The sequence below is a fragment of the Pseudomonas sp. EGD-AK9 genome, from assembly GCF_000465935.2.
Lineage (GTDB): Bacteria > Pseudomonadota > Gammaproteobacteria > Pseudomonadales > Pseudomonadaceae > Aquipseudomonas.
The window spans coordinates 1-7077 of the sequence record NZ_AVOF01000171.1; the positions used below are offsets into that span (position 1 = coordinate 1).

9 protein-coding genes are annotated in these 7077 nt (G+C 64.9%); 3 read left to right on the forward strand and 6 right to left on the reverse strand.

The features are described 5' to 3' along the window. The 6 genes from N878_RS09460 to N878_RS09485 form a co-directional block, all read right to left on the reverse strand. A partial coding sequence (locus N878_RS09460; RefSeq protein WP_021443423.1) for a thiosulfate oxidation carrier protein SoxY occupies nucleotides 1-451 on the reverse strand: 451 nt, incomplete at its 3' end. A 21-nt stretch (nucleotides 452-472) separates the two neighbouring features. Beyond that, nucleotides 473-1345, reverse strand: a complete 873-nt coding sequence (locus tag N878_RS09465) for an ABC transporter substrate-binding protein (RefSeq protein ID WP_021443424.1) — start codon at nucleotides 1343-1345, stop codon at nucleotides 473-475. Between the two features lie 148 nt (nucleotides 1346-1493). After that, nucleotides 1494-1913, reverse strand: a complete 420-nt coding sequence (gene pedF, locus N878_RS09470; RefSeq protein ID WP_021443425.1) for a cytochrome c-550 PedF — start codon at nucleotides 1911-1913, stop codon at nucleotides 1494-1496. Between the two features lie 208 nt (nucleotides 1914-2121). Continuing rightward, nucleotides 2122-2925, reverse strand: coding sequence for a helix-turn-helix transcriptional regulator (locus tag N878_RS09475; RefSeq protein ID WP_031302951.1), 804 nt, complete (start codon nucleotides 2923-2925; stop codon nucleotides 2122-2124). 157 nt (nucleotides 2926-3082) lie between these two features. Next, entirely contained in the window at nucleotides 3083-3622 is a 540-nt protein-coding gene (locus N878_RS09480; RefSeq protein WP_036987600.1) for a YbhB/YbcL family Raf kinase inhibitor-like protein, read from the reverse strand. A 174-nt stretch (nucleotides 3623-3796) separates the two neighbouring features. After that, nucleotides 3797-4234 carry a copper-binding protein gene (locus N878_RS09485; RefSeq protein WP_021443428.1) on the reverse strand — a complete coding sequence of 146 codons (438 nt, stop codon included), beginning with the start codon at nucleotides 4232-4234 and terminating at the stop codon, nucleotides 3797-3799. A 158-nt stretch (nucleotides 4235-4392) separates the two neighbouring features. Here N878_RS09485 and N878_RS09490 point away from each other — a divergent pair, with 158 nt between their 5' ends. The 3 genes from N878_RS09490 to N878_RS09500 all read left to right on the forward strand — a co-directional run. After that, the gene (locus N878_RS09490) at nucleotides 4393-5568 is read left to right on the forward strand and encodes an ABC transporter substrate-binding protein (RefSeq protein ID WP_021443429.1); all 1176 of its coding nucleotides are present in this window, start codon (nucleotides 4393-4395) and stop codon (nucleotides 5566-5568) included. Between the two features lie 70 nt (nucleotides 5569-5638). Further along, complete coding sequence (locus N878_RS09495) at nucleotides 5639-6604, forward strand: YVTN family beta-propeller repeat protein (RefSeq protein ID WP_021443430.1); 966 nt, start codon at nucleotides 5639-5641, stop codon at nucleotides 6602-6604. After that, nucleotides 6601-7077, forward strand: a 477-nt coding sequence (locus N878_RS09500) for an ATP-binding cassette domain-containing protein (protein ID WP_021443431.1), incomplete at its 3' end; no start/stop codon positions are given. The genes N878_RS09495 and N878_RS09500, both read left to right, overlap by 4 nt.

The window sequence follows — 7077 nt, forward strand, 5'->3', positions numbered from 1 at the left end:
CGGCGCGCACCACGCTGGGCGCCGTGCAGCCGCCGCCCGCGGCTTCGATGCGGGCCGAACCGACATGCCAGAGGCCATCGTCGGTGAGCACCGCGGCGCGGATCGGCGTAGCCTGCTCGACGCGAATGCGGATGGCCAGGCTCGGCTCCAGCTGCGCGCCGGGGGTGAAATCGACAATACGCGGGATAGGATTGAGCTCGGCCCAGGCCAGGATGCGCTTGACCTTGCCGCGGTATGCGCTGGCGTCGATCTGGAGCGGCACCTGGCGCGCGTCTTCGGCAAAAGGTGGCACCTCGAGACGCACCTGCTCATCGAAGACGAAAGGCTCGCCGGTCAGCAGGCGCTGGTGGTAGTAATCCCACATCACCGAGGTGACGGGATCGGCCGGCTGGGCCCGCGCTTCCCAGGCCCAGGCAAACAGGGCCAGCAACACCAGGGTCCGCCAATCCATCGCCCACCTCCGGCTCGCGCCCTATTGGTATTGTTCAGGCTTCTCGTAGCGCAGCCCGTAGCGCGCATAGAGACGCTCGAGCGAGCCATCGAGAATCAGGTTTTCCAGCTGTTCCTCGACCGCATAGGCCAGCTGTCGATTGCTTTCGTGCACCGCCATGCCGATCTCCCAGATCTGCCGGCCCATGTCCGGGTAGGCGTTCTCCGCCAGTGCCAGCTGCGGGTCGCCGGCTTCGTGCAGCAGCCAGTCCACCTCGCCACGCAGCGCCATCACCGCGTCCACCTCGCCGGCCCGCATGGCGGCGAAGGCCAGCTGCGGCGTCGGGTAGTGATGGGTCTGCTTGCCGAGCATGCCGCCCTGCACCGAGCTGAGGTAGAACGAGGGCACGCTTTCCACCTCCACCCCCACCGGATGCCGGCGCAGCGCAGCGATGCTCGGCACCTCGGCCAGGCGGCGGCGGTCATGCGCCAGCTGCCAGCGCTCGCGCTGGTAGGGACCGAACATCACCACCAGTTCGTTGATCAGCTCGCCCAGTTCGTTGCGCTTGTAGGAAAACTCGCGGTCGTAGGGCACGCGCAGCATCAGATCGGCCAGCTCGCCCTGCGCGGTGACGCGGCCGCGCCAGATATAGTCGCGCAGGTCGTCGTCGAGCTTCTCGCCAGGCGGCGCCCAGATCAGCTCGAGCCGCAACCCCAGGCCCTTGGCAAGCGCCTGCGCCAGCTCGTAGTCGACGCCGCGCGGCTGGCCGTCCTGCTCGTAGCTGTAGGGTGGGAAGTTCTGGTACAGCGCCACGCGCAGGGCGCCGGACTCGTTGATGCGGTCGAAGTCGCGCACCTGCGCCTGCGTCGTGCCCAGGCACAGCAGCAGGCCGCACAACAGGATCAGCCGGCGCATGCTCCTAGAGATGGTGAAGAAATCGTCGCGAGCGAAGGCAGGTCGCGTTTCGCCGGAGCGCAGCAAGCGGAGTGTATTGAAATACATGAGCATTGCGAGCACCGCCGAAGCGCGAGATGCCGAGCGCAGCAGATTTATCATCAAGCTCTTACTCCTCGACGTGCACGCTCTCCAGATAGGTACGCACCGCCCACAGGGCCTCCTGGCTGAGGAAGTCGGCCATCTTCGGCATGTACACGCGGCCATCGCGCACCGCCCCGTTGATTACCCGCTCCTTGAACCATTCGTCACCCATGGCGCCCAGCTCAAGCAGGCGCAGGTCCGGGGCGATACCGCCGGATTTGGCTTCCAGACCGTGGCAGGCGGCGCAGTTCTGGTTGTAGGCCGAGGCGCCGATCTCGATGGCGCGCGGGTTGTCGCGGTAGGGGTTCTCCTCCAGCCATTCCTCGCCCAGCGGCTCCAGGCCGTCGGTGTTGACCGCCTGCGGCACCACGTCGCCATGCGCCCAGAGCTGGGTGGATGCGGCCAGCAGCACCAGGGCCAGGGTGGAATTGAGTTTCTTGTTCATGGCTAGGACCTCATCGAATGCACGCAAGACGGCTCGTACGGAGCTCGTGGGGCCATCTTAGAAAGGCCGCGCAAGACGCCGAATGCTGCTTTGGTGGTCGCGTCCTAGTCCCTTGGTAGTAGGGCTTGGGTGGGGGCTGACTGTTCGGAGTTGGGGTTGCCCACGCTCCGCTCGCCTCTTCAGGCTGTGAGAGCGGGCCAGTGACGCCTTAACCCGGCTCCCGGGTTTTTCTGAGTTCCGAGGGGGTGAGGCCGAACTGCTGCTTGAACTTGTCGGTGAAGCGCGATTGCGACTGGTAGCCACAACGCTCCGCGATGCGCCCGATGGGCTCCATGGTCGTTTGCAGCAGGAAAAGTCCCTGACCCAACCTGGCCCTGCTCACGATCGACTTGATACTCGCGCCTTCGGCGTTCAATCGCCGACGCAGGGTCGACTCGCTGACCGCCAGCTTTTCCGCCAGGCGCCCGACGCTCCAATCGGCGGCAATATTTTCGCTGACGATATCGTGCAACTGGTGGCTGAGACTCGGATGCCCGACGATGCTGCTCACCTCGTCGTGGCCGGACAGGTAGATCAGCTGCAGAAGCTCCTCTCTGCGTAGCGACCACAACGCACGAGGAGCATAGAGCGACCACTCGATATACTGCTGCAGCGTTTTCGCCAGTGCCTCGTCGATAGCGCCCTGAACATATCGCCGGTTACCACTGCGCTTGTGCTTGAAACGATCGAAATCGCTGAATTCGAACTCGATCAGAACGGCGAAATATTCGTCCCCGGGAATATTCCTCATATCGATATCCGAGGCGTTGGACAGAAAGAGAAAACTGCCGGTCGGGCAGACGATTTCATCCCTCTGCCCCAACTGCTTGACGCCAGCCAGCACGAATATCAGCAACGGCTTGGTAATCGGCGCATTGAGAATGCGTTGTTCCCTGTAAGACGAATACACCGAAAACGGCAGCCCGCTGATTTCACGCTGCGCCGCTCTCGCCAGCTTTATCAGTTCCTGCATCTGCTCCCCCGCACCGATGAAAGCGCCGTCTCGCCACCGATCATTCTGGTTCCCTGAAAACAACGAGCCCGTCCTTGCAAGGACGGGCTTCACACCTAGCCGGTCTAGCTGGTGCAGTATCGACTCATTCGAGCGCTGCGAGGATACAGCGCCAGTTTTACTTGCGCTCGTACAAGGCCTCGATAGTGCTCGAGGCGATGGCATTGGCGCGCACCATATAACCAGTCAGTGCCCCAGAGGCATCCTCGGGCAGTTCCAGCTTTTTCGACAGCGCGAAGACGGTGAACTGATAGCGGTGCACGCCATGGCCTTCGGGCGGGCAAGCCCCACCGAATCCGGCGACGCCGTAATCGTTCGTGATGCTGGTGCTGCCGGCCGGTACCACGGCACCGGCAGCCAGGGAAGTCACCTCCTTGGGGATGTTCACCACCTGCCAGTGCCACCAGCCACTACCGGTCGGGGCATCCGGGTCATAGGCGAACACGGCGAACGCTTCGGTACCTTCCGGAGCACCGCTCCAAGACAGTTGCGGCGACTGGTTGCCACCGCTGCAGCCGAACCCCTGGAACTCCTGAGCATTGCTCATGGGCTTGCCCTGGGCGATATCGCTGCTGGTCAGCTGGAAGGACGCTGCCTGGACGGCAGAAGTGAAAAGAAGGGAAATTGGCAGAGCCAATTTGAACAGTAGATTAGGCACAGGAATGATCTCGCTTAAAAACAAGGCGCAAAGATCATAGGGATTGCCAGGCGAGCCGGTTAGCCCGAAAACAATCAACTTTTCTCCCAAAACGGTCGCCACCTGCTGATCCTGCGCGAACGCAACGCACTGGCAGGCACGGGCATGGGTGGCGGAGCGCCCGAAGGCGCCTATCTACTTGACCACGAAATGACCGAGCATGCCCTTGCCTTCCAGGCCCTTGGCGTAGAAGCGGTATTTGCCCGGCTTGACCGGCAGGAAGAAGATTTCCGCCTCGCCGGCGTCCTCGAACTCCAGCTCGGTGAGGGTCACCGCCTTGATCTCCACGCCGCCGGCCTCGACCTTGCGCAGGTAGATGGACGTGGCGAACTCGGGCGCCTGGAAGGCGTACTCCTTCTGTCCGCTGGCGATGATCTTGAGCTGGTAGGCCTGGCCGGTCTGCAGCTGGTACTCGCTCTGCGACATGGCGTAGTCGCTTTCCTCGCTGCCCAGCACCAGGTCGGGCAAGGCGACCGGCCGGCGGGTCATATCGCCGGCGGCGTGCAGGCTGTCGACGCCGAGCAGGCTGAGGATCAGCAGCAGCGGCAGCGTAAGGACTTTGATAATGCGCATGGGGGTTCACCTGTTGTTTTTATGAGCCTGGTGACCATGCTAGGGAGCGGGCGACCATTGCGGTTTACTACCTTGGTACCGCCCCGCTGGTACTTTGGGCATATTTCCCGAGGCGGGGGCTGTTCCTATGCTGGGGCCATCCGACCGGGAGCCGCCCCATGCGCCAGATTTGCCAGTCCGCCCTGCTAGTTCTCGCCCTGCTCTGCGCCGGCGCCGCCTATGCCAGCGAGCTGCAGGTGCGCATCGGCTACCTGGCCCACCTGCCGCCGCGCGGCCCGCTGCTGTCCAACGTCATCCCCGAACCAACCGATGCCGGCCGCCGTGGCGCCGAACTGGCGATCGCCGACAGCAACAGCACCGGGCGTTTTCTCAAGCAGGGCTACAGCCTCGAGGCAGCCGAGAGCGAGGATGCGGCGACTCTACTGACCACGGCCGATGACCTGCATGCGCAAGGCATTCGCCTATTTGTGATCAACGCCCCCGCCGCGACCCTGCGCCAGCTCAGCCAGCGCCTGCCGGACAGCCTGCTGCTCAACGCCGGCAGCACCGACGACGGCCTGCGCCGCGCGCAGTGCCTGGGCAACGTGCTGCACACCCTGCCCAGCCGCGCCATGCTGGCCGATGCCCTGGCGCAGTTTCTCGCCGTGCGCAAATGGACGCGCTGGCTGCTGGTGACCGGCAACACCGAAGACGACCTCGCCTACGCCGACGCGCTCAAGCGTGCGGCCAAGCGCTTCGGCCACAAAATCGTCGCGGAGAAGCCCTGGAGCTTCGACAACGACCAGCGCCGCAGCGCCCAGGCGGAGATGCCGCTGTTCACCCAGGCCAGCGAGTACGACGTGGTGCTGGTGGCCGACGAGCGCGGCGACTTCGGCGAGTACCTGCCCTACAACACCTGGTACCCGCGCCCGGTGGCCGGCACCCAGGGCCTGACCCCGACCGCCTGGCACAAGAGCGTGGAAACCTTCGGCGCCGCACAACTGCAGAAGCGTTTCGAGGCACTGGCCGGGCGCTGGATGAACGACCGCGACTTCGCCGCCTGGATGGCCGTGCGCAGCCTGGCCACGGCCATCACCAAGCAGCGCGAGGCCGACCCACAGGCCATTCGCCACCTGCTGCTGAACGAACAACTGCCGCTGGACGGCTTCAAGGGCCGCAAGCTGAGCTTCCGCCCGTGGAACGGCGAGCTGCGCCAACCCATACCGCTGGTACACCCGCGGGCCCTGGTCAGCACCTCGCCGCAGGACGGCTTCCTGCATCCCAGCAACGAGATGGACAGCCTCGGCTACGACCGCCCGGAAGTGAGCTGCGATCTGGCCGGTAACGCGAATTGATGGTGCGCACCCGACCCTAGGGTGCGCCGTGCGCACCGGCAAAAACCGACATAAAAAGAGGATCAACCCCATGCGCCTTACCCGTCTCGCCTGCGCAGTCGCCTTCGGCCTGGCCTGCCACTCGGCCCTGGCCGCCACCGCTTATGTGTCCAACGAGAAGGACGACAGCATCAGCGTGATCGACCTGGACACGCTGGAGGTCACCGATACCCTGGCCGTCGGCATGCGCCCGCGCGGGCTGCTGCTCTCCTCCGACAACAAGCTGCTGTACATCTGCGCCAGCGACTCGGACCGGGTGCAGGTGATGGACCTGGCCACCCGTACGATCATCAAGGAGCTGCCCTCCGGCGCCGACCCCGAGCAGTTCGCCCTGCACCGCAACGACCGCTGGCTGTACATCTCCAACGAGGACGATGCGCTGGTCACCGTGGTCGACACCCAGAGCGACGAGGTGCTGGCGCAGATCGAGGTGGGCGTCGAGCCCGAAGGCATGGCGGTGAGCCCGGACGGCAAGTGGGCGGTCAACACCAGCGAGACCACCAATATGCTGCACTGGATCGACACCAGCACCCAGCAACTGGTGGACAATACATTGGTCGACCAGCGCCCGCGCCATGTCGAGTTCGACAAGGACGGCAAGCGCCTGTGGGCCTCGGCCGAGATCGGCGGCACGGTGACGGTGATGGACGTCGAGGCGCGCGAGATCCTCAAGGTGCTGCGCTTCGAGATCAAGGGCGTGCACCCGGACAAGGTGCAGCCGGTGGGGGTCAAGCTCAGTGACGACGGCAAGTACGCCTTCGTCGCCCTCGGCCCGGCCAACCACGTGGCGGTGGTCGATGCGCAGAGCTACGAGGTGCTCGACTACCTGCTGGTGGGCCGGCGCGTCTGGCATATGGCCTTTACCCCGGACCAGCAGCGCCTGCTGACCACCAACGGCGTCAGCGGCGATGTGTCGGTGATCGATGTCGATACGCTCAAGGTGAGCAAGTCGATCAAGGTCGGTCGCTACCCCTGGGGCGTGGTGGTGACGCCATGAATGCCCTTCAGGTGAGCGGCGTCGGCTTCGCCTACGGGGCGCGCCAGGCGCTGAGCGACCTGGCCTTCGAGCTGGCACCCGGACGCTTCGCTGCCCTGCTCGGCCCCAACGGCGCCGGCAAGTCCACCCTGATCGCCCTGCTCACCCGCCTGTATGAGCTGCAGCAGGGCGATATCCGCATCTTCGGTCACAGTCTGCGCCGTGCGCCACGCCAGGCGCTGCGCCAGCTTGGCGTGGTGTTCCAGCAAAGTACCCTGGATCTGGACCTGTCGGTGCAGCAGAACCTCGCCTACCACGCCGCCCTGCACGGCATGCCCAGGCGCCAGGCGCAGGCGCGTATCGACGAAGAGCTGCTGCGCCAGGATCTCGCCGAGCGTCGTCACGACAAGGTGCGCACGCTCAATGGCGGCCACCGCCGCCGCGTGGAGATCGCCCGCGCCCTGCTGCACCAGCCGCGCCTGCTGCTGCTCGAC

What these genes read in the sequence shown, in the direction of transcription:
- N878_RS09465 (WP_021443424.1), bottom strand. Translation starts at nt 1,345, where the DNA reads ATGCGCCGGCTGATCCTGTTGTGCGGCCTGCTGCTGTGCCTGGGCACG.
- pedF (WP_021443425.1), bottom strand. Translation starts at nt 1,913, where the DNA reads ATGAACAAGAAACTCAATTCCACCCTGGCCCTGGTGCTGCTGGCCGCA.
- N878_RS09475 (WP_031302951.1), bottom strand. Translation starts at nt 2,925, where the DNA reads ATGCAGGAACTGATAAAGCTGGCGAGAGCGGCGCAGCGTGAAATCAGC.
- N878_RS09485 (WP_021443428.1), bottom strand. Translation starts at nt 4,234, where the DNA reads ATGCGCATTATCAAAGTCCTTACGCTGCCGCTGCTGCTGATCCTCAGC.
- N878_RS09490 (WP_021443429.1), top strand. Translation starts at nt 4,393, where the DNA reads ATGCGCCAGATTTGCCAGTCCGCCCTGCTAGTTCTCGCCCTGCTCTGC.
- N878_RS09495 (WP_021443430.1), top strand. Translation starts at nt 5,639, where the DNA reads ATGCGCCTTACCCGTCTCGCCTGCGCAGTCGCCTTCGGCCTGGCCTGC.